This is a genomic window from Halomonas salinarum, from assembly GCF_012062845.1.
In the GTDB taxonomy this organism is placed as follows: domain Bacteria; phylum Pseudomonadota; class Gammaproteobacteria; order Pseudomonadales; family Halomonadaceae; genus Onishia; species Onishia salinarum.
In genome coordinates this window covers 33,606-54,722 of sequence record NZ_WWNB01000023.1, presented here as the reverse complement: position 1 = coordinate 54,722, position 21,117 = coordinate 33,606, and the positions used below count along the sequence as shown (strand labels likewise).

At 62.9% G+C, this 21,117-nt stretch carries 19 protein-coding genes and 1 other RNA gene; 12 read left to right on the top strand and 8 right to left on the bottom strand.

Translation table 11 applies throughout. From position 1 onward, the window contains the following. Positions 1-401, top strand: a 401-nt coding sequence (locus HF027_RS14020) for a transposase (protein WP_168016699.1), incomplete at its 5' end; no start/stop codon positions are given. Positions 402-474: 73 nt separating this feature from the next. On the opposite strand, the gene glyS is transcribed toward HF027_RS14020, so the two are convergent. Together glyS and glyQ are read right to left on the bottom strand one after the other, a co-directional pair. Then, positions 475-2,541: a glycine--tRNA ligase subunit beta gene (gene glyS, locus HF027_RS14015; RefSeq protein WP_168016697.1), complete on the bottom strand. Its 2,067-nt coding sequence runs from the start codon at positions 2,539-2,541 to the stop codon at positions 475-477. A gap of 3 nt (positions 2,542-2,544) precedes the next feature. Next, positions 2,545-3,492, bottom strand: coding sequence for a glycine--tRNA ligase subunit alpha (glyQ, locus tag HF027_RS14010; protein ID WP_136254747.1), 948 nt, complete (start codon positions 3,490-3,492; stop codon positions 2,545-2,547). Between the two features lie 117 nt (positions 3,493-3,609). Here glyQ and rfaD point away from each other — a divergent pair, with 117 nt between their 5' ends. Both rfaD and waaF read left to right on the top strand, forming a co-directional pair. Continuing rightward, on the top strand, positions 3,610-4,566 hold the full coding sequence (gene rfaD, locus HF027_RS14005) for an ADP-glyceromanno-heptose 6-epimerase (RefSeq protein WP_168016695.1): 957 nt from the start codon (positions 3,610-3,612) through the stop codon (positions 4,564-4,566). Beyond that, complete coding sequence (gene waaF / locus HF027_RS14000) at positions 4,559-5,599, top strand: lipopolysaccharide heptosyltransferase II (protein WP_168016693.1); 1,041 nt, start codon at positions 4,559-4,561, stop codon at positions 5,597-5,599. Before rfaD ends, waaF begins: the two co-directional genes overlap by 8 nt. Here waaF and HF027_RS13995 read toward each other — a convergent pair. Continuing rightward, on the bottom strand, positions 5,583-6,347 hold the full coding sequence (locus HF027_RS13995) for a glycosyltransferase family 2 protein (RefSeq protein ID WP_168016691.1): 765 nt from the start codon (positions 6,345-6,347) through the stop codon (positions 5,583-5,585). The two genes, waaF and HF027_RS13995, sit on opposite strands and share 17 nt — an antisense overlap. A gap of 413 nt (positions 6,348-6,760) precedes the next feature. Here HF027_RS13995 and HF027_RS13990 point away from each other — a divergent pair, with 413 nt between their 5' ends. Together HF027_RS13990 and HF027_RS13985 are read left to right on the top strand one after the other, a co-directional pair. Then, positions 6,761-7,798 (top strand): glycosyltransferase family 4 protein, encoded by a 1,038-nt coding sequence (locus HF027_RS13990; RefSeq protein ID WP_342448746.1) that lies wholly within the window; start codon positions 6,761-6,763, stop codon positions 7,796-7,798. Between the two features lie 153 nt (positions 7,799-7,951). Then, positions 7,952-8,932: a glycosyl transferase family 90 gene (locus HF027_RS13985; RefSeq protein ID WP_168016687.1), complete on the top strand. Its 981-nt coding sequence runs from the start codon at positions 7,952-7,954 to the stop codon at positions 8,930-8,932. Here HF027_RS13985 and HF027_RS13980 read toward each other — a convergent pair. Continuing rightward, positions 8,908-9,687 carry a 3-deoxy-D-manno-octulosonic acid kinase gene (locus HF027_RS13980; RefSeq protein ID WP_168016685.1) on the bottom strand — a complete coding sequence of 260 codons (780 nt, stop codon included), beginning with the start codon at positions 9,685-9,687 and terminating at the stop codon, positions 8,908-8,910. The genes HF027_RS13985 and HF027_RS13980 overlap by 25 nt on opposite strands. On the opposite strand from HF027_RS13980, the gene HF027_RS13975 reads away from it, so the two are divergent. The 3 genes from HF027_RS13975 to waaA are packed head-to-tail and all read left to right on the top strand — an operon-like array spanning position 9,686 to position 13,495. Further along, the gene (locus tag HF027_RS13975) at positions 9,686-10,756 is read left to right on the top strand and encodes a glycosyltransferase family 9 protein (protein ID WP_168016683.1); all 1,071 of its coding nucleotides are present in this window, start codon (positions 9,686-9,688) and stop codon (positions 10,754-10,756) included. The genes HF027_RS13980 and HF027_RS13975 overlap by 2 nt on opposite strands. Beyond that, positions 10,746-12,176 carry a bifunctional D-glycero-beta-D-manno-heptose-7-phosphate kinase/D-glycero-beta-D-manno-heptose 1-phosphate adenylyltransferase HldE gene (gene hldE / locus HF027_RS13970; RefSeq protein WP_168016681.1) on the top strand — a complete coding sequence of 477 codons (1,431 nt, stop codon included), beginning with the start codon at positions 10,746-10,748 and terminating at the stop codon, positions 12,174-12,176. The genes HF027_RS13975 and hldE overlap by 11 nt, the downstream gene beginning before the upstream one ends. After that, a complete protein-coding gene (waaA, locus tag HF027_RS13965) occupies positions 12,176-13,495 on the top strand; it encodes a lipid IV(A) 3-deoxy-D-manno-octulosonic acid transferase (protein WP_168016679.1) in 1,320 nt (439 codons plus the stop codon). Before hldE ends, waaA begins: the two co-directional genes overlap by 1 nt. Positions 13,496-13,503: 8 nt before the next feature. Here the strand turns inward: waaA and rpiA are convergent, their stop codons facing one another. After that, on the bottom strand, positions 13,504-14,184 hold the full coding sequence (rpiA, locus tag HF027_RS13960) for a ribose-5-phosphate isomerase RpiA (protein ID WP_168016677.1): 681 nt from the start codon (positions 14,182-14,184) through the stop codon (positions 13,504-13,506). 199 nt (positions 14,185-14,383) lie between these two features. On the opposite strand from rpiA, the gene ilvA reads away from it, so the two are divergent. Further along, on the top strand, positions 14,384-15,898 hold the full coding sequence (gene ilvA, locus HF027_RS13955) for a threonine ammonia-lyase, biosynthetic (RefSeq protein WP_168016674.1): 1,515 nt from the start codon (positions 14,384-14,386) through the stop codon (positions 15,896-15,898). A gap of 549 nt (positions 15,899-16,447) precedes the next feature. Here the strand turns inward: ilvA and HF027_RS13950 are convergent. The 3 genes from HF027_RS13950 to HF027_RS13940 all read right to left on the bottom strand — a co-directional run bounded on the left by HF027_RS13950 (position 16,448) and on the right by HF027_RS13940 (position 17,702). Continuing rightward, a complete protein-coding gene (locus HF027_RS13950) occupies positions 16,448-17,038 on the bottom strand; it encodes a 5-formyltetrahydrofolate cyclo-ligase (protein WP_168016672.1) in 591 nt (196 codons plus the stop codon). A gap of 134 nt (positions 17,039-17,172) precedes the next feature. Next, positions 17,173-17,357: non-coding RNA, 6S RNA (gene ssrS, locus HF027_RS13945), on the bottom strand. A 45-nt stretch (positions 17,358-17,402) separates the two neighbouring features. After that, positions 17,403-17,702 carry a cell division protein ZapA gene (locus HF027_RS13940; protein ID WP_168016670.1) on the bottom strand — a complete coding sequence of 100 codons (300 nt, stop codon included), beginning with the start codon at positions 17,700-17,702 and terminating at the stop codon, positions 17,403-17,405. Positions 17,703-17,843: 141 nt separating this feature from the next. Between HF027_RS13940 and HF027_RS13935 the strand changes: the two genes are divergently transcribed. The 3 genes from HF027_RS13935 to ubiH all read left to right on the top strand — a co-directional run bounded on the left by HF027_RS13935 (position 17,844) and on the right by ubiH (position 21,099). After that, a complete protein-coding gene (locus tag HF027_RS13935; protein ID WP_168016668.1) occupies positions 17,844-18,419 on the top strand; it encodes a UPF0149 family protein in 576 nt (191 codons plus the stop codon). Positions 18,420-18,439: 20 nt separating this feature from the next. After that, positions 18,440-19,777: a Xaa-Pro aminopeptidase gene (gene pepP / locus HF027_RS13930; RefSeq protein ID WP_168016666.1), complete on the top strand. Its 1,338-nt coding sequence runs from the start codon at positions 18,440-18,442 to the stop codon at positions 19,775-19,777. A gap of 77 nt (positions 19,778-19,854) precedes the next feature. Next, complete coding sequence (ubiH, locus tag HF027_RS13925) at positions 19,855-21,099, top strand: 2-octaprenyl-6-methoxyphenyl hydroxylase (protein ID WP_168016664.1); 1,245 nt, start codon at positions 19,855-19,857, stop codon at positions 21,097-21,099. The last annotated feature ends 18 nt before the right edge of the window (positions 21,100-21,117 follow it).

Sequence of the window (21,117 nt, the reverse complement as noted above, 5' to 3'; positions counted from 1 at the left end):
GCCACCGCTGGGAAATCGAACTGGGCTACCGGGAAATGAAGCAATCCCTGTTGGGTAACCGCCTGACGTTGCGTAGCCGGACGCCGGAGATGGTCTTCCAGGAGCTCTGGGGCACCTTGCTGGCCTACAACCTGATCCGCTTCCAGATGGCCCGCATGGCCTATAGCCTAGAAGCGGTGCACCCGAACCAACTCAGCTTCCACCAGGCCGCCCACTGGATCATCAAGGAGTTGACGGTCCTCCCCTGGGTCTCGCCGGGGCGTGTGCCCGGTGTGATTCAGTCGATGCTGGAGATGGCGCCTGCCTTCGTCTTGCCTGAGCGACGCGAGCGATCTTACCCCCGATCAGTCAGGCGCCGACCACAGAAGTACCCGACCAAAAGAAATGCCAGTCAGCGTTAACTGACTGGCATTACGCCGAATTGGCGGGCCTTTTATGGCGATGACCGTCGGCAGCTGACGATCAAAAGCGATGCTACTGCTGCAGTTCGGCGATATCGGCAACGCCCAGGAACAAGGCCTGGAGGTTAGCCAGCAGTGCCAGGCGGTTGCGACGAACCCCGTCATCGTCCGCCATCACCATCACGTCATCGAAGAAGCGATCGACAGGCTCTCGAAGGCTTGCCAGTGCATCTAGTGCTTCGGCATAGCGAGCCTCGGCGAACAGCGGCAACACGGCGACGCGCCGGGCCTCCAGGGCTTCGGCCAGCGCATGCTCTGCCGCTTCCGTGAGGAGGTGAGTGTCGATATGCGTCGAGCCATCGTGTCCCTGCTTCGCCAGGATGTTGGCGACCCGCTTGTTGGCCGCTGCCAGAGCCGCGGCTTCCTCACGTTGGCTGAAGGCATGCACGGCCTGTACACGACGAGCGAAGTCCAGCGGCTTGGATACCGGACGGGAGCGCACCGCGAGGTAGACTTCGACGTCAATGCCTTCGTCCTGAGTCCAGGCCCGGAAACGGTCGATCATGTACGCGAAGACGTCATCGACCAAACCCTCGGATTTGGGTAGGCCAGAATGCTGGGCCGCTGCCCGCACGAGCAGCTCGCGCAGGTCCAGGTCCAGTTCACCCTTGATCAGGATGTTGAGTACACCGATGGCGGCACGGCGCAGGGCGAAGGGGTCCTTGGCGCCGGTGGGACGTGCGCCGATACCGAAGATGCCGGTCAGGGTGTCGAGACGGTCCGCGAGGGCCAGCGCCTGGCCCGTACGCGTCTGGGGGATGACGTCACTGGCGAAGCGCGGCAGGTACTGCTCATAGAGCGCCTGGGCGACTTCCTCGGCTTCGCCGTCCTGGCGGGCATAGTAACAGCCCATGATGCCCTGTAGTTCGGGGAACTCCAGCACCATCTCGGTGACCAGATCGCATTTTGCGAGCTCGGTCGCACGCTGGGCATGGTCGGTATCGCCACCGATATGCTCGGCAATGAAGCGGGCGACCGGCACGCTGCGAGTGGCCTTGTCGGTCAGGGTGCCCAGCTGTTGCTGGAAAACCACACTTCCGAGGCCCTCGCGGCGAGCGGCAAGCGGCGTCTTGCGGTCGACGTCGTAGAAGAAGGCAGCATCGGCGAGGCGTGGGCGAATGACCTTCTCGTTGCCAGCGATCACCTGCTGGGGGTCGCGGCTCTCGATATTGGCGATGGTGATGAACAGCGGCTTGAGATGGCCATTTTCATCGAGCAGGTGGAAGTACTTCTGGTTGGCCTTCATCGAGGAGATCAGGCACTCCGGCGGCACCTCGAGGAAGCGCTCGTCGAAGCTGCCGGTCAAGGCGACCGGCCACTCGACCAGGCCGCTGACCTCGACCAGCAGGTCTTCGTCGATGACTGCCTCGGCGTCCTGGCACTCGGCTTCGGCCAGCACCTGTTCGCGGATGCGCTCGCGACGCCGCTCACGGTCGGCGAGTACGTAGGCTTCTTCAAGAGCCCCCAGGTAGTCATCGGGGTGGCCAAGATCGATCGCCTGGGGCGCATGGAAACGATGCCCATAGGTCGTGCGGCCAGCGTTGAGGCCCAGTACGGTCGCTTCGACGACCTCGCTGCCGTAGAGCATCACCAGCCAATGGACCGGACGCGAGAACTCGACCCGTGAGCTTCCCCAGCGCATGTTCTTGGGAACTGGCAGGCCATCGATGGCCTTGGCGACGATATTCGGCAGCAGGGCAGTGACGACCTCGCCCTGCTGTTGCTCGCGAAAGCCCAGCCAGGTGCCCTTGGGGGTTTCGAGGTGGATCAGGTCCTCGACGCTGACACCGCAGGAACGGGCGAAGCCTTCGGCGGCCTTGGTGGCCACTCCGTCCTTGAACGCGGCGGCAAGCGCCGGACCGCGGCGTTCAACTTCGCGGTCCGGCTGCTTGTCGGCCAGAGCCTCGATGCGAACCGCGAGTCGGCGGGGACTGCCATAGGCCTCTACCGCGGCGAAGGGGACTTCGGCCTCGGTGAGACCTTGACGCAGGCTCTTGGCCAGGGCGTCCGAGAGGCTGTCGATGGCGCTCGGCGGCAGTTCCTCAACGCCAAGTTCGATCAGAAAGGTATCGGTGGCCATGGCTCAGGCGTCTCCTTGTTCGGCTAGCAGTTCGCGTTTCAGGGCGTCCGAGGCCATCGGGAAGCCGGCGGCCTTGCGTGACTCGTAGTAGGCATGAGCCACGTCGCGGGCCATGGTACGGACACGCAGGATGAAACGTTGGCGCTCGGTGACCGAGATGGCGTGGCGGGCATCGAGCAGGTTGAAGGTGTGGGAAGCCTTGAGGACCATTTCATAGGCCGGTAGTGGCAAGCCCGCCTCCAGCAGCTTGCTGCACTCGCGCTCATGGTAGTCGAAGGCATCGAACAGGACCGGCACGTCGGCATGTTCGAAGTTGTAGGCCGACTGCTCGCGCTCGTTCTGCAGGTAGACGTCACCGTAAGTGACTTGGGAACCATCCGGGGCGATGGTCCAGATCAGGTCGTAGACGCTATCGACATCCTGCAGGTACATGGCGATGCGCTCGAGGCCGTAGGTCAGCTCGCCGGTTACCGGGTAGCATTCGATACCACCGGCCTGCTGGAAGTAGGTGAACTGGGTCACCTCCATGCCATTGAGCCACATCTCCCAGCCAAGGCCCCAGGCGCCCAGGGTCGGCGACTCCCAGTTGTCTTCGACGAAGCGGATATCGTGGACCAGCGGGTCGAGGCCAAGACGCTCCAGGGAGCCCAGGTAAAGTGCCTGGAAGTCAGCGGGCGAGGGCTTCATGACCACCTGGAATTGGTAATAGTGCTGCAGGCGGTTAGGATTCTCGCCATAGCGACCGTCGGTTGGCCGGCGGGAGGGCTGCACATAGGCAGCGTTCCAGGTTTCCGGGCCGATGGAGCGCAGGAAGGTGGCCGGGTGGAACGTGCCGGCACCGACTTCCATATCCAGCGGCTGCATGATGGCGCAGCCCTGTTCGGCCCAATATTGCTGCAGGGCGAGGATCAGGCCCTGGAAGGTTTTCACGTCTGGCGTCGACTGTGTCATTGGTGAAGCACCGTTGGCCCATGAATTCAAGAACTGCCAAGTATACAATCAGAGGTTAATCGGATATAGGCGCGCGGACGGATTGAGCCGGGTGCTCGGACATAAGAGGGTTTGACGATGATCGTAGTCACAGGCGGTGCCGGCTTTATCGGGGCCAATTTGGTCAAGGCGCTGAATGCACGTGGCCGGGAAGACATACTCGTGGTGGATGATCTTTCCGACGGTACCAAGTTTCTCAATCTGGCCGACTGCACGCTGGGAGATTATCTCGACAAGGATGATTTCCTGATGCGCGTCGAGGCCTCAATGCGTGGCGATGATGCGGGTCTGCCGGAGATCGAGGCGATCTTCCACGAGGGTGCCTGCTCCGATACCACCGAGTGGGACGGCCGCTTCATGATGGAGAACAACTTCGAGTACTCGAAGGTGCTGCTCCACTTCTGCCAGGCCAAGGGCATCCCTTTCCTGTATGCCTCCTCGGCGGCCACCTATGGCGGCAGCGAGGTGTTCTTCGAGGCACCCGAGCATGAGAAGCCGCTCAACGTTTACGGCTACTCCAAGCTCCTGTTCGATCAGTACGTGCGCGCGCGCTGGGACAGCTTCACCAGCCAGGTGGTCGGATTTCGCTACTTCAACGTCTATGGTCCTCGGGAGCAGCACAAGGGCAAGATGGCGAGTGTGGCCTACCATCACCATACCCAGGTCCAGGCCGGCCAGAACCCCAAGCTGTTCGGCGCCTGGGATGGCTACGAGGCCGGCATGCAGAGCCGCGATTTCGTCTATGTCGGCGACGTGGTGAACGTCAACCTGTGGTTCCTCGATCACCCGGAGCGCTCGGGTATCTTCAACCTGGGCACCGGCCGGGCGGAGCCGTTCAAGGCTATCGCCGATACCGCGATCGACTTCTACGGCAAGGGCCAGATCGATTTCATTGACTTCCCGGACGAGCTGAAGGGGCGCTATCAGAGTTATACCCGTGCGGATATCACGCGGCTGCGCGAGGCTGGCTACACGGCCGAGTTCAAGACCGTCGCCGAGGGCGTGCGCGAGTATCTGGAGTGGCTGAATGGCTAACGCCGGCGAGCGGATTCTGGTGGTAGGGCCATCCTGGGTCGGTGACATGGTGATGGCCCAGAGTTTGTTGATGACGCTCAAGGCGCGCCACCCTGGCTGCACGCTGGGTGTGGTCGCGCCCGGCTGGTCGCTGCCGATCATCGAGCGCATGGCCGAGGTCGACGAGACACTGGCACTCGAGGTGGGGCACGGCGAGTTCGGTCTCGCCGCTCGCCGCGAGCTGGCGCGTCGGCTCAAGGGACGCTTTGATCGCGCTATCGTGCTGCCGCGCTCGTGGAAGTCAGCGATGGTGCCTTTTCTGGCACGTATCCCCAAGCGTCGGGGCTTTACCGGCGAGCAGCGGTTGTGGCTGCTCAATGAGCGGCGACGCCTGGACAAGACGGTACTCGATCAGACCGTCAAGCGTTTCGTCTCCCTGGGGTTGCCCGAGGACGAGGCGGCCAGCGGTAAGTTCGCTATTCCGCGCCCCCGCCTGGCGGTGGACCCGGACAACCTGATCGAACTCAGGCTCACGCATCAGCTGTCCTCACGCCCGGCCATCGGCATGATGCCGGGTGCCGAATATGGCCCCGCCAAGCAGTGGCCTCTTGAGTATTTTCATGCGCTGGCGACTCAGCTTGTGGCCTCGGGCTATGAGGTGCGGGTCCTGGGGGGCCCCAAGGATGCGCCCGACGGTGAGGTGATCTGCGCGGGCCTCTCTCACGCCCATAACCTGTGCGGGCGTACGCGGCTGGCCGATGCCGTGGACCTGCTCGCCGACTGTGAGCAGGTGGTGACCAACGATTCCGGGTTGATGCACGTGGCTGCCGCGGTAGGCACTCGGGTGCATGCCATCTACGGCTCTTCGTCGCCTGAGTACACGCCGCCGCTGACCGAGAATACCCGGATTCACTACCTGGCACTGTCCTGTTCGCCGTGTTTTGCAAGGGACTGTCCGCTTGGTCACACCAATTGCCTCAAGCACATCACTCCTGAGCGAATGCTGGCGGCCATTCTGCCTGAATCGCCTCAAGTGCTTACGCCTGCCGGTTGACCCGCTCGTTCTCGTAGAGTTCGTTGAGCTTGGCGTATTTCATGTAGGCCCTGAAGGCGGTGGTCATCGCCACCGTCATGCCATCGCTGCCCTGGAAGATGCCGCCCTTGAGGATCAGCTTGCGCAGGGTGGCTGTCAGGGCATGCAAGGCCGGCGCCCAGCTCGAGGCGGGCACGCCACGGTCCTTCATGGCCCAGGCATCGCGGGATGAGAGCTGATTGATGCGCTCGATCCAGTGCTTGAGGTCATGATAGGTGAAGTGGTGCAGGTGGGCGCCGGTCTGCTTGACCCTGGGGGCCTTGACGGCGGCATGGCCTTTCTTCGGCTCATAACCGGCCTGGGTACGGTTGTACAGCCGTGCCACGGCATCGGGATAGAAGCCTGCTGCTCGGATCCAGTGATGGCCGACGTAATTCTTGCGCCGAAAGCCATAGGCCGTAGACGGATCATCGAGAGTAAGTGACTGGATCTTGGCGACCGCATCGTCGTCCAGACGCTCATCCGCGTCCAGGGCCAGGATCCAGTCATGGCGTGCATAGGGAACGCCGAAGGCCTTTTGTGGCCCGTCTCCCAAGTAGGCCTGTTCGATTACCCGGGCACCTTCAGTCTCGGCGATCCTGACGGTGTCGTCCTGACTCAGAGAGTCCACAACGATAACCTCGTCACAGACCCGAAGCAGCGAGCGGATACAGTCGGCAATCTGTCGTTCTTCATTGAGAGTGATGACCACTCCGGTAATCGGCGTCATGGTGTGATCTCTTGTTGAGCGGGTACTTTGAGCATGGTGGCGCTGTATTGGCCCTTGAGCAATGCACGGCAAGGGAAAGCCTCTTCACCTTAAGTCCGGTCGGGCAAACGCGTATATTACCCTTGGGTGGCCATGGCAAGCCATGCGTCCTCGAATCAGCGCTGCACATGACAACCAGACACCTGAGCCTTGGGGGCCTGGGAGAGGCTTTTTCACGGACTGTTCATGGCCAGGTACCGCTGGTGTGGGCCTGTTGTGGGTGGCAAGGTTGCGCGACGGCGATGTCGGTCAGACCACGGTCGCGACTACCGCCACCCTTGGCGGAAGGTTCACGGTGATCTGCCGTCGATTCATGCACAGCGAGCCCGGTATCGGCGTGCGCTAACAGAGCCAGTTTCAAGTGGGAGTCATTGTTGAAGATCATCCATGTCAATCTGGCCAAGGGCTATCGTGGCGGTGAGCGTCAGACCGAACTGCTGATTCGCGCCCTGTCATCATACGATAATGCCGCGCAATGGCTGGCGTGTCGGCGAGATTCACCGCTGCGTTCGCGCCTTGCAAAGGTGCCTGGGTTGGGTTTCATCGATGCCGATCATCAGCTAGCGGGCCATGGGGTAGCAGGCCGCCTGCAGGCCGATATCGTTCATGCCCATGATGCCAAGGCGGTGCATTGGGGGGGATTGCACCGCTTGTGGCATGGCGTGCCTTACCTGTTGACTCGTCGGGTCGATGCCCCGGTCAAGGACAAGATCAGCAACCGCTTCTGCTATCGGGGCGCTGCTAAGCGAGTCGCCATCTCGTCATTGATTCAGCGTCAACTCGAAGCGCGTGATTGGGGTGAGGTGGCGTTGATTCCAAGCGCCCTGTCCGGGCTCAAGGCAGATCCTGAACAGGCCAAGGCACTGCGTGCCGACTTTCCCGGCAAGTACCTGGTCGGGCATGTCGGCGCGCTGGTCGACCGCCACAAGGGTCAGCGGGTGCTGCTTGAGGCAGCACGTCGCCTTGAGCGGATCAAGCCCGATGTGCAGGTGCTGTTCTTTGGTCAAGGCGAAGATGCAGAGGCGCTGGAGGCAGAAGCGGCAGGACGCACCAACGTTACCTTTATGGGGTTCAAGGACAACATAGGCGATTATCTTCCAGGGCTAGATCTCTTTGCCTTTCCTTCACGCAACGAAGGGCTCGGCTCGGTGCTGCTGGACGTAATGGATGCCGGTGTGCCGATCGTGGCCTCAAGGGTGGGGGGGATTCCTGATATCGTCCGTGATGAAGAGACGGGATTGCTGGTGCCGCCAGGAGATGCCGAGGCCCTTGCCGACGCCATTGCCCGCTTACATGATGATGCCGAACTTGCAAAGACCTTGATAGAAGGGGCGAGTGCCCAGCTCGCGCGTTATACGCCAGAGGCCATGGCCAACGCCTACTGGGGGCTTTATCAGCACCTGATACAGTGATAGCTGGCATAGACGGTAGTAATACAGTGACTGATGTTATAGCCAGGCAGCACTAGTGGCGATGTTGGCACTATCAGAACACGTCCCCCTGGCACTCATCTTGATGTTAGGAAGCGCTCGCTAACGAATGACAATAGCCATGCGGTGGCCTGTATGAAGACGCTACTGGCGCAGTTGCACAAGAACACTCACAAGTTCCGTTTCTATGGCTGGCACGCGGCGGGCCTGGCGGTACCCTTGGCCGCCAATCAGCGTCGTTTGCCAGCGATATTGGCCGAATTCGACTCACTCGATGCGCCGGAACGAGAAGAGATCCGGGCACGGGTCGACTACTACAACCAGTGCGATTCTTGCGTCGAGCTCGGACAAGAGGCGACGACTATTGCCGACTTTACCCGGGAAAAGAGCTGGGCCTACTACCTCGATATGTGGCGTTATCTGCGATTCTTTCCGGGGCATCTGCGCTTTCATCATCTTTTCGGCGATATCCGCGAGGTGCCAGAGCGGCCCACCTTTCTTAAAAGTCGGCCGCTGGGTGGCGATAATCGGCACTCAGTTCTACTCAAGCTCAATGCCGTTCGCCACTACTATGTCTTCCCTGACCGCACGCCCTTTGCCGCCAAGCAGGACAAGCTGGTTTGGCGGGGTGCCTGTCATCAAGCCCACCGTCAGAGGTTCGTCGAGCACTTCCATGACCACCCGCTGTGCGATGTCGGAGATGTGCGTCGCAGCGCGCAGGGCAAGCCCTATCATCGGCCCTTCATGAGCATCGAGGAGCAGCTCCAGTACAAGTTCGTGCTGAGCATCGAAGGCAAGGACGTGGCGACCAACCTCAAGTGGATCATGGCCTCGAACTCGCTGTGTTTCATGGCGGCACCGCGCTTCGAGACCTGGTTCATGGAGGGGCGATTGATCCCCGGCTATCATTATGTCCAGCTCGCCGACGACTACGGGGATATCGAGGAGAAAGTCGCTTACTATCGGGATCATCCCGACGAGGCCAGGCGCATCATCACCAATGCCAACGCCTATGTAGCCCAGTTCAAGAATGAAAGGCGTGAGCGTTTGGTCAGTCTGCTGGTAATGGACAAGTACTTTGCCCGTTCGGGTCAGTCATCGGTCTTGGCATGGTAACCGTCGAGGATGGCGGACATCGATGCGTTGGCGTCGAACTTCTCGAGCGAGCGTTCTAGGCGCGACAGATTGTCCGCTTGCCAGCGGCCCGCATGACGCAGGCGGCAGCGATCCAGGTCGATCAGGAATACCGCGCCATCCGGGGCGATGAGCAGATTGCGGGCGTTGAGGTCCACATGGTCGAGGCCGGCATGATGGAAGCGGCGAATGGTGGCGCCGACGCGCTCGAGTAGCGCCGCGTCGGCATCCGCCAGGCAGTCGGCCAGGGCGCGGGCGCCGGCCAGGCGCACGGTGATCAATGCGGCCCGATAGACCAGGCCGCGCTGCCAGACTCCGGCGGCCACCGGGCGTGGCACCGGCAGCCCTTGCGTGTATAAGGCGGCGGTCAGGCGCAGTTCGCGAAAGGCGCGGGTGCGTTCAAGCCCGGTCCACAGGTAGCTCGCGTCATTCAGGCGGGCGATCAGTCCCCCGCGCCGGTAAGGGCGCAGCACCCACTGCTCATTTGCTCGGTCGGGTGCCTTGAGAAAGAGACTTGCGCCTCGGCCTGGTGCCTCGCCGGTTACGGCGTCTTGCTCACGCCAGTAGTCCGGACAGAACCAGCGAGGCTCCAGGGGCAATGGCGTTGTCTCGCCTTCGGTCGCAGAAGCGCCTTGGACGTCAAGGCCTGGGGCTTGTCGTGAGCTTCCCTCGTCACAAAAGCGTCCTGCATCATATAGAATGCAGGTATTTTCTTTCTGGAACGTTGCCAACTGCATGAAGCATCCTCTGCCTGTTCACCCCACGCACCTGTGCGTGCTTAGGCTCTCGGCCCTGGGCGATGTCTGTAACCTGGTGCCGACCGTGCGTGCCCTGCAGCGTCAGTGGCCGGGCGTGCGTATCACCTGGATCGTCGGCAAGGCCGAGCACAGTCTACTGTCGGGCCTGTCCGGGGTCGAGTTCGTGGTCTATGACAAGTCGACCGGTCTCGCCGGCATGCGTGAGATCTGGCGTGCGCTCAAGGACACGCGTTTCGATGCGCTGTTGCACATGCAGCAGTCGCTGCGTGCCAGCGTGCTGTCGCTGGGGCTACGCGCCGGGGTACGCATCGGTTACGACAAGGCCCGATCCAAGGACTGGCAGCACTGGTTCACCCAGCATCAACTGGCGCCGCATCCACGTGCCCATGTGCTGGAATCCTTCATGGACTTCGCCCGTGAATTGGGCGTCGAAGACCTGACCCCTGAGTGGGATCTGGCGATTCCCGACGACGCCCGGCGCGAGGCTCGCGAGGTAAGCGGTGAGCAGGACTACGTACTGATCAGCCCCTGTGCCAATCCACGGCTGCGTAACTTCCGCAACTGGTCCGCCGAGGGCTATGCCGCGGTGATCGAACACCTGTGGAATCATGGCCTGGTGACGGTGATGAGTGGTGGCGGCAGTACTCAGGAGCGCGAGATGGGCGCACGCATCCAGGCGCTGTGCTCTGAAGGGGCGGTGGTCGATGCCATAGGCGGCACCTCCCTGAAGGGACTTATGGCGCTGATTGACGGTGCACGAGCCGTTGTTGCCCCCGACTCCGGCCCGGTGCATATGGCCAATGCCCTGAATACGCCGACCGTAGGGCTCTATGCCACCACCAACCCGCAGCGCGCCGCCCCTTATCGTTGGCGCGAGCACGTCGTCAATCGCTACCCCGAGGCCGTACGCACCTACTTGCACAAGTCGCCCGACGAAATCGTCTGGGGGACGCGTGTGCGCCATCCCGATGCCATGTCGCTGATCCACGCCGACGATGTGATCGCTCACCTCGATGCCCTACTCATGGAGCCCCGCGATGAAGCTTGACCTGACCGCTCTTGAACAGGCCCGCCTGCTGGTGGTGGGCGATGTGATGCTCGATCGCTACTGGCACGGTGGAACCTCGCGGATCTCCCCGGAGGCACCAGTGCCGGTGGTCAAGGTCAACGATGGTGAGGATCGCCCCGGCGGCGCCGCCAACGTGGCCCTCAATATCTCCTCGCTAGGTGCCCGTGCCGCTCTGGCGGGTCTGGTCGGCGACGACGACAATGCCGATCTGCTGACCCACCGGCTTGAAGACTCCGGAGTAAGTACTCACTTTCAACGCAGCCCTGATATTCCGACGATTGCCAAGCTCAGGGTCATGAGCCGTAACCAGCAGCTGATTCGCCTGGATTTCGAGGAGCCGCTGGACGAGGTCGATACTCGGGAGCTTGAGGCCAAGGTGGCAGCACAGCTTGGCGATGCCGATCTGGTGATCCTCTCCGATTACGGCAAGGGCACCCTGAATCGCGTCGAATCGCTGATTCAGCTGGTGCGCGAGGCGGGCAAACGGGTGCTGGTCGACCCCAAGGGCAGCGACTTTCGCCGTTATCGCGGGGCCAGCGTGGTCACGCCCAACCTGACCGAGTTCGAGGCCGTGGTCGGCCCCTGCCGCAGCGATGAGGAACTGGCTGCCAAGGGCGAAGCATTGCGGGTCGAGCTCGACCTGGAGGCTCTGCTGATCACTCGCAGTGAGAAGGGCATGACCCTGATCCGCGGCGATCATGCCCCTTTGCACCTGCCGACGCGGGCGCGTGAGGTCTACGACGTGACCGGTGCCGGCGATACCGTGATCGGCGTGTTGGGGCTGGCGCTGGCCGCCGGTCATGGCTTCCCTGAGGCCATGACGCTTGCCAACCTGGCGGCCGGTCTGGTGGTGGCCAAGCCAGGCACCGCGACCCTCTCGATCGCTGAACTCTACACCGCCCTGCACGGCGACAAGCTTGCCGAGTTCGGCCTCATCGAGGCGGCACCGCTGGTCGAGGCGGTGCGGGCCGCCCAGGCCCGCGGCGAGAAGGTGGTGATGACCAACGGCTGCTTCGATATTCTGCACGCCGGCCACGTGGCCTACCTGGAGCAGGCCCGTCGTCTCGGCGACCGGCTGATCGTGGCGGTCAACGACGATGCCTCGATCGCTCGCCTCAAGGGCCCCACACGGCCGATCAACCTTCTGCAGCGGCGCATGCAGGTGCTCGCCGGGCTCGGCGCCGTGGACTGGGTGGTGCCCTTCGGCGATGACACCCCGGCGTCCCTGATCGAGACCGTGCTGCCCGACGTGCTGGTCAAGGGCGGTGACTACCTGCCCGCCGATATCGCCGGTGGCGAAGCGGTGATCGCCAATGGCGGCGAGGTGCGCGTGCTCGACTTCGAGGACGGTGTCTCTACCACGGCGATGATCTCGACCATCCTCGACCGGGAAGGCTGATGCCTGCCCGTTGGCCACGACTCGCCTACTCGACGGCACTCTATGGTCTTGCACCACTGATATGGCGCAGGGTATGGCGTGAGCAGGCGCTTGCTCACCCGAGGCGTGAACGCCTCGGGCTGATCCCCCACTCTTCTCGGGTCGCATCGGTCGACGACCGCATCGAGCGCCCCGTGACCTGGCTGCACTGCGCGTCTGTCGGCGAGGTACTGGCCGCCCGGCCGCTGATCGAGGCGCTGGCGACAAGCCGCCCGGCACACCGCCTGGTCGTGACCACCATGACCGCCACCGGTGCCGTGCAGGTGCAAGCATTGGCCGATAAGCTCAACGCCGCAGGGGCTGGCGCCGAAGTGAGTCATCACTTCGTGCCGCTGGACTTTCCCGGCGCGGCGCGGCGCTTCGTTGCTCGCCTCGCGCCGATGCAGGCGATCTTTTTCGAGACCGAGCTATGGCCTAACCTGCTCGCGGCCTGTCGCCGCCGTGGTATACCGGTCGCCGTGGTCAACGGCCGCCTGTCGCCTAGCGCCTACGCACGCTATATGAAGGTTCGTCCGCTGATGGCGGCGGCGCTCGCCAACGTTAACTGGCTGGCCGCCAAGTCTGACGAGGACGCCGAGCGCTACCAGGCACTCGGCATGGCCCGGGCGTGTATCAGTGTGGTGGGTTCACTCAAGTTCGATATGAGTGCTTCCGGCGAGGATCTGGAGAGAAGTGAGCGCTTACATACCTGGCTCGGTGAGCGTCCGATCTGGGTCGGCGGCTCGACACACCCCGGCGAGGACGAGCAGTTGCTCGCCGCACATCGACGCCTGCTCGAGACGCATCCTAAGGCGCTGCTGATCCTCGTGCCGCGTCATCCCCAACGCTTCGACGAAGTGGCCTCGCTCTGCGAGACCCAGGGCATGCGTATGGCGCGGCGATCGAGGGACGACCGTCCAGGACCCGACACGCAGATCTACCTCGCTGACACCATGGGTGAGCTTGCCACGCTCTACGGGGCGGCGGATATCGCCTTCGTCGGCGGTAGCCTGGTGCCGGTCGGCGGGCACAACCTGCTTGAACCCGCCGTGCAGGGCGTGCCGGTCGTGACCGGGCCATCGCTTGAGAATTTCAGCGATGTTGCCGCGACCCTGCGCGAGGCCTCGGCGCTTGCCGAGGTGGGCGATGCCGAAGGGCTGGCAGCGACGCTGGCTGCGCTATTTGACGCTCCAGCGAACAGGACCCGCCTCGGCGAGGCAGGCCGACAAGTGGTGGCGGCCAATCGGGGCGCGTTGTCGCTCACCCTGAAAGGCCTGAACGCTATGCTAGAAACGAAGTAAGCGTTTACTCACTCTTGGTTTTTCTCGATGCGCTCGACACCCTGTGAGCCACCGAGCAACAGCACATCGGCGCCGCGAGCGGCGAACAGGCCGTTAGTGACCACGCCGACGATGGCATTGAGGCGGGCCTCCATGGCAACCGGGTCCTCGATGGTGAGCTCATAGCAGTCGAGGATTTGGTTGCCGTTGTCGGTCACCACGCCTTCGCGATAGACCGGCGTGGCACCGAGCTTCACGAGCTCTCGGGCCACGTAGGAACGCGCCATCGGAATGACCTCGACCGGCAGCGGGAAGTCACCCAGCACCTCGACCTTTTTCGATGCATCGGCGATGCATACGAAGCGCTCCGCGCAGGCGGCGACGATCTTCTCGCGGGTCAGGGCCGCGCCGCCACCCTTGATCATCTCGAGGCGACCGTTAATCTCGTCGGCGCCATCCACATACACCGGCACGCTGCCGGCAACGTTCATCTCGACCACGTCGATACCGTGGGACCTGAGACGCTCAGCGGTGGTTTCAGAGCTTGCTACGGCAGCCTTGAAGTCATCGCGCAGGGCGGCCAGTCGGTCGATGAAACGATCGGCGGTGGAGCCGGTGCCGACGCCGATGATGACGTCGCTGCCGAGCAGCGGGCGAATTTCCTCGATGGCCGCGGCGGCCACCGCATCCTTCAGTTCGTCTTGTGTCATGAGAGCTCGCTTGGGAGTGGCGTAAGAAGCGTCGCGATTATAGGCCAGTTCGGCGGCGGTGTTGATGCTTCCTTGCCTGAACGATCAGGCGTCGAAGGCGCTGGACGCCACGGCAGCGGGTCTGCTACCAATAGGGGTTTTGCCACGCACGCGATTATCGCATGACGCTCAGTCATGACGACGCCCTTGGGATATCAGGATGCTCGAAGAAACCGTCAAGAAAATACTCACCGCCCGTGTTTACGATGCCGCACGGGAAACGCCGATCTCACCGGCGACCATCCTTTCCAAGCGCCTTAATAACCAGATTCTGATCAAGCGCGAAGACCTGCAGCCCGTCTACTCCTTCAAGATTCGCGGCGCCTACAACAAGATGGCGCAGCTGAGCGACGAGCAGAAGACCAAGGGCGTGATCGCCGCTTCGGCCGGTAACCACGCCCAGGGGCTGGCGCTCGCCGCCAAGCTGATGGGCGTCAAGGCGGTGATCGTGATGCCGCGTATCACGCCGGAGATCAAGGTACAGGCGGTGCGCGCCCGGGGCGCCAAGGTGATCCTCAAGGGGGACGCCTTTGCCGCCGCCGCCGCCCATGTCCAGGAGTTGATCGCCGAGCACGGCTACACCTATATCCCCCCCTTCGATGATATCGACGTGGTGGCCGGCCAGGGCACCATCGGCGTGGAGATCCTGCGCCAGCACGGGGGGCGTCTGGACGCCGTCTTTGTGCCGGTAGGGGGCGGTGGCCTGATCGCCGGCGTGGCCGCCTACATCAAGTACCTGCGGCCCGAGATCAAGGTGATCGGGGTCGAGTCCGAGGATAGCGCCAGCTTCAAGGCGGCCATGGAGGCCGGCGAGCGGGTGGTGCTGGATCAGGTCGGTGTCTTTGCCGAGGGCGTCGCGGTGGCGCAGGCTGGCGAAGTGCCCTTTGCGATTGCCAAGGACCTGATCGATGAAATCATCACCGTCAATGCCGATGAGATGTGTGCCGCGGTCAAGGATATCTTCGAGGATACCCGCGCGGTCGCCGAGACCTCTGGCGCCCTGTCGCTTGCCGGCCTCAAGAAATATATCCAGCGCGATGGTGCCGAGGGTGAGACGCTCTTGTGCATCAACTCCGGTGCCAATACCAACTTCGATCGTCTGCAGCATATCGCTGAGCGCACCGAGCTAGGCGAGCAGCGCGAGGCCATCCTGGCGGTGACCATCCCTGAGCGCCCAGGCAGCTTCAAGCGCTTCTGCAAGGTTATCGGCAAGCGCATGGTTACCGAGTTCAATTACCGCTATGCCGACCCTGACTGTGCACATATTTTCGTCGGCGTGCAGGTCAAACCGGGCGGTGACGACCGCCAGGCCGTCATTACCAAGCTGCGTGAAGAAGGCTATCCGGTGGTGGATCTCACTGACGACGAGATGGCCAAGCTGCATATTCGCCACCTGGGCGGTGGCAGGCCCAAGGAGCAGTTCGAGGAGGAAGTCTATCGCTTCGAGTTTCCTGAGCGCCCCGGGGCCTTGATGAACTTCCTGACGCACCTGCCGGCCGACTGGAACATCTCCTTGTTCCATTATCGCAACCACGGTGCCGCCTATGGCCGAGTGCTGGTCGGTATGCAGTTGCCAAGCGATGACCGCTCCCATGTCGAGGAGTACTTCGATGCGATTGGCTATCGCTACTGGAAAGAAACCGATAATCCGGCCTATCGACTCTTCATGGCCTGATGCGATCTCATCGTAACGGTGTGTAAGTATTGACTAACGGCTAGCCGTAGAGGTAGCAGGCGTTTTATCATGTGTTCAGACTATTGAGGCGATGGTCATTCTTTAGACCGAGTCTTATAGGCTGAAACGCCGTTAGTCAGGCGGCACTTCCATCTATTGTTACGACATCACGGAGTTGATAATGAGACGCAAGCCCGATTTGGTCATGGCGCTGGTACTGGTATTCGGCCTGGGAGTGGTTGCTACCGGTTATGCCCAGGCACTGGTCGGCAGCTGATTCCGCGGTGGGTTCTGCCGCGAAGCGATAAGCGTCTTTAAGGGGCTTTGTAAGGCTCGCCCGGTATTGTCTTGTTCAGTCGAAGACTCCGAGCCAACAGGCTGCCCATAGGGCCTGCCGTACTCAGTTAGCATCATCAGGCCAAGTCAAAAAGACCGGCCGCTGCCCATCACAGGCAGCGGCCGGTCTTTTTTTGTGATGCATTGTTTACGTCGCGGCCCTGCAAGGTCTGGCGCGCCTTCTATCAGGGCGCTGGGGGATTCAGTCTGCCATCAGGGCCGCAACACGCGAGCATCGCTTACGATGGCATCCAGCGGCACGTCCCAGCTCTCCACCGGCAGCGTTGTCACGCGCTGGCAGTCATGGGCCAGGCCGATTAGCCGCGGGCGTGGACCGCCCCGGCGCGTGAAGGCGAAGCTGCGGTCATAGAAGCCCCCGCCCATGCCCAGCCGTTGGCCCTGATCATCGAAGCCAACCAGCGGCATCAGCACCACTTCAAGCGCCCAGGCGGGCAGACGGCGAGCGCGATGGGCGCCGTGGCGCGTATCGGGCTCGGCGATACCGAAGCGATTGGTGATCATCGGTGTGCCTGAGTGGTAACGCACAAACCAGAGCCGGTTGAGGGTCAGAGGGGCCAGTACGGGAAGGTAAACCTTTGCCCCGCGGCGCTCTAGCCAGGCGATCAGCGGACGTGGATCTATCTCGCCGTCATTGGGCAGATAGAGCGCTACATGTCGGGCGCGACGGAGTTCTGGCAGGCCTCGCAGGCGAAGACACAGGTTCCTGGCGGCCTGGCGTTGCTGTCGGGGTGTCAGGGCGCGACGACGGCGGCGCAGGTTGCGTCTTAGTTCACGGCGTTGCATCGGGATATCGACGGCCGTCGAGGATGACGTGCCTGAGTCCCCATCGCTGTGAAGGGCGTCGTTAGGGGGTGTCGTATCAGACAGGGACGCATGAGGCATTATTTTACGAGCTCACGGCGGGCGGCAGATGATCGAGGTTCCCCAGAATGCCGCTGTCGTTCTGGCCCTTGAACCCATTGGTTCAAGGTGGGTGGCCGCAGACAGACCGTCAGGCTTTCCGTCGCGCGGACATGCACACGGGTCTGTCTAGCAATTGGCCCCCTGGGTAATGCGCATAGGCTCGAGGGACTGTAACGACTGGCGTACATTCCAGGGAACAGCTTCATCCTACCAGAGCAGGGCTAAGCGCCAAAGTGCAGATTGCTCAGTCATCCTTGCCGTCATCCAGCACCCGCTCGAGCCGCTCGTTGAGGCGGTTGAGGCTTTCCTCGCCCTCCTTGCGCTCGTCGAGCACCTGCAGGAGCTCATTGGTAATGTTCAGTGCCGCCATGATGGCGGTTTTCTCGGTGCCGAGCACCTTGGACTGAGAGTGGATGCCGTGCATGGCACGATCCAGGTAGCGGGCGGCGCGGTCGAGCTGGTCCTGCTCCTCTGGCGGGCAGGCGATGACGTAGCTGCGGCCCAAAAGGGTGATGTCGGCAGTGCGCCGGGCGTCATCGGTCATCGGTGGGCTCCAGATCGGGCCAGCGACGGGCCCGATGCGTTACTATGAAAGGTGTCGATTCACTATAAGAGAGCCGCTCGCGAGCGGTCAACGCAAGCCATGTTCGCCGTCCGTCGTGTCGGCCCGATTCAAGAGTTCTTCATGTCCCTTATCAACGATCGCCTCGACTTCTCAACCGTCGCCGATGTCTTCCTGATTCACGGCAGCATGCAGTCACCGGCCTTTCAGGACGGGCGTCTTGCCGGTGCCCTGGCGCTCAACGACCTGAGCGCCGAAGCCTGGCTGGATGAGCTGTGCGCCACCTTCGGCATCGAGCAGCCCCGGGATCCGGAAAGCGCCGAGGTGCTGCTTGGCTGGCGTCGCCAGGCCCTCGACGCCCTGGCGGCCGCCGATCTCAACTACGAGCCGCTGTTGCCCGACGATCTCTTCTCCCTGGCCGAGCGTGCTCAGGGCCTCAAGGACTGGACCCTAGGCTTCCTGGAACTGGTCCAGACCGTCGATAGCGAGACCCGCAACGCCTGGTCAGCCAATTTGCGCGAGGCGCTGGATGACCTGCAGACCCTGGCGAGCATCGAGGTCGATCTGGACGACAGCAGCGAGAACGAGAACGACCTCTTCGCGCTCACCGAGCATGCGCGCATGGCGGCCATGCTGCTCTATACCGAGCAACATCCCGGCCAGCCGCAGGTCGAAGAGGCTAACGCCCCCACTCAGTGACCCCCTTCTCAGGAGTCGAGATGTCACCCGAACTGCTTCCCCGCCCGGCCGCCATCGGCCGGGATGAGTATCGCCGGCGCTGCCAGACCCTGATGGCCGCCCTGCCCGAAGGCAGCGCCGTGCTGCTGCCAGCGGCCAGCCTTGTGACCCGCAGTAACGACAGCGATTACCCTTTTCGCCAGCGTAGTGACTTCCACTACCTGACCGGATTTCCCGAGCCTGATGCCTTGCTTTTGCTGTTACCCGGCCGCGAGGCCGGCGAGATCGTGCTGTTCTGCCAGGAGCGCAACCCGGCCATCGAAGCCTGGACCGGCATTCGGCTCGGCACCGATGGTGCCATGGCACACTTCGCCATCGACGAGGCCTTCGAGAATCCGGCACGCGTTGAGGCGCTCGGCGAGCTGATCGACGGTCGCGAGACGTTGTATCTGCTGCTGGATGATAGCGAGAGCCTGGCGCTTGCCGACCAGGTACGCAGCGAACTCAAGGGGCGTGCCCGGCGCGGTGCCGTCGCCCCGCAGGCACTGGCCGACCTGGCACCGCTGCTGCACGAACAGCGGCTCATCAAGAGCCAGGCGGAACTCGCCCTGCTGCGTCATGCCGGCGAGATATCCGCGCGGGCTCACGTGCGTGCGATGCGCACGGCCCGGCCGGGGCTCAACGAGTACCACCTTCAGGCCGAACTCGAGCATGAGTTCCGCTGGCAGGGGGCCAATGGCACGGCCTATGACAGCATCGTGGGTGGTGGCGCCAACGCCTGCGTACTGCACTACATCGAGAATCGCGATGCGCTGGTGGATGGCGAACTGGTGCTGATTGATGCCGGTGCCGAGTTCGATCTCTATGCCGGCGACATCACCCGCACCTTCCCGGTCAATGGCCGCTTCTCCAGTCCCCAGCGCCAGCTATACGACATCGTGCTGGCGGCTCAGGAGCGTGCCATCGAGGCGGTGACCCCCGGGGCTACTCTGGCGGCCATCCATCAGGGCGTGGTGCGTGATCTGTCACGGGGCCTCGTGGAGCTCGGTCTGGTCGAGGGCGAGCTCGAGGCGGTGATCAGCGAGGAACGCTACAAGCGCTTCTACCTGCATTCCACCTCGCACTGGCTGGGGCTGGATGTACACGATGTGGGCACTTACCGCTGTCACGGCGAGCCGCGTCCCCTGGCCCCCGGCATGGTGCTGACAGTGGAGCCCGGCCTTTATATTCCAGATGACGATGACATTCCTGAGGCGTATCGCGGCATTGGCATTCGTATCGAGGATGATGTCGCGGTGACCCGCGACGGGCACGAGGTGCTGTCCGCGGGTGTCCCCAAGCGAGCGTCGGAAATTGAGGCGGTGATGGCTAAAGAATGAGCAGTTCAGGCGACTGCCAAGAGAGTATTACGTAAATTACGTAATGATGGGATTTTCTTTACGTTGAGCGGAAGCGTATGCAAGAGCGCGAGACCCACAACGCCCACGCTGGGCAGGATCGAGCGGGCCAGCGAGTCGATGTCGCCATCGTCGGTGGCGGCTTGGTGGGGGCCAGCCTGGCCTGTGCCCTGGCGCCGCTGATCGAGCGATCAGGGCTCAGGGTGGCGGTGATCGAGGCCAACCCTTTGCCTGCTCTCGATGAGGCGAGCTACCAGCCGAGCTTCGATGCCCGGGCAAGCGCTATCGCACAGGGCTCCCGTGATCGCCTGGAAACCCTGGGGCTGTGGACAGAGATGGCCGAGGAGGCCGAGCCGATCCGGCGTATCCATGTCAGTGAGCGTGGACGGCTGGGCGCGACCCGGCTGAGTGCCGAGGAGTTCGACGTCGAGGCGCTGGGCTATGTGCTGCCCAATGCCTGGATGGGCCAGGTGCTGCACCGGCGATTGGCTGAGCTCTCGATCGACTGGCATTGCCCGGCGCGGGTGGCATCGATCAGTCCGCAGGCTAGCGGCCACCGACTGGCGCTGGATGATGGCAACGTGATCGAGGCGGATCTGACGGTGCTGGCCGATGGTGGACGTTCCGGGCTCAAGGAGCGGCTCGGCATCGAGAGCCGTCACGAGGCTTATGATCAGGTGGCCATCATCGCCAACCTCAAGGTCAGTCGGCCGCATGGTGGCGTGGCCTTCGAGCGCTTCACCCCTGAAGGGCCCATGGCGCTGTTACCGCTGCCTGGACAGCGCATGGAGCTGGTGTGGACCCATCAGGCTGGCGGTGAGGCGGCCGCCATGGCGGCGAGTGACCGCGAGTTCCTGGCGCGGTTGCAGCAGGCCTTCGGCGATCGGGCCGGCCACTTTCGCCGGGTGGGCCAGCGCCACGCCTATCCGCTGTCTCTGGTCACTGCCACCGAGCAGGTACGCCCAGGGCTCGCGGTGCTCGGCAATGCCGCTCATGCGCTGCATCCGGTAGCCGGTCAGGGCTTCAACCTGGCGCTGCGTGGCGTCTTGGACCTGGTGGCAGCCCTCGAGAAAGGGCTGGACGCTGGTCGCACCCCGGGCGACATGGTCACCCTGCAGGCCTTCGAGGCACAGCGGGCCGCCGATCGCCAAAGCGTCATCCGCTTCAGTGATGGCCTGATCCGACTGTTCGGTATCGATCATCCGCTGCTTTCTCATGCCCGAGCAGCAGGGCTCGTCGGCCTCAATCTGGTTGGGCCGCTGCGCCGAGCCTTGGGACGACGCGCCATGGGCCGCGAGCGCTGAGCTTTTTACCAGCGGCGA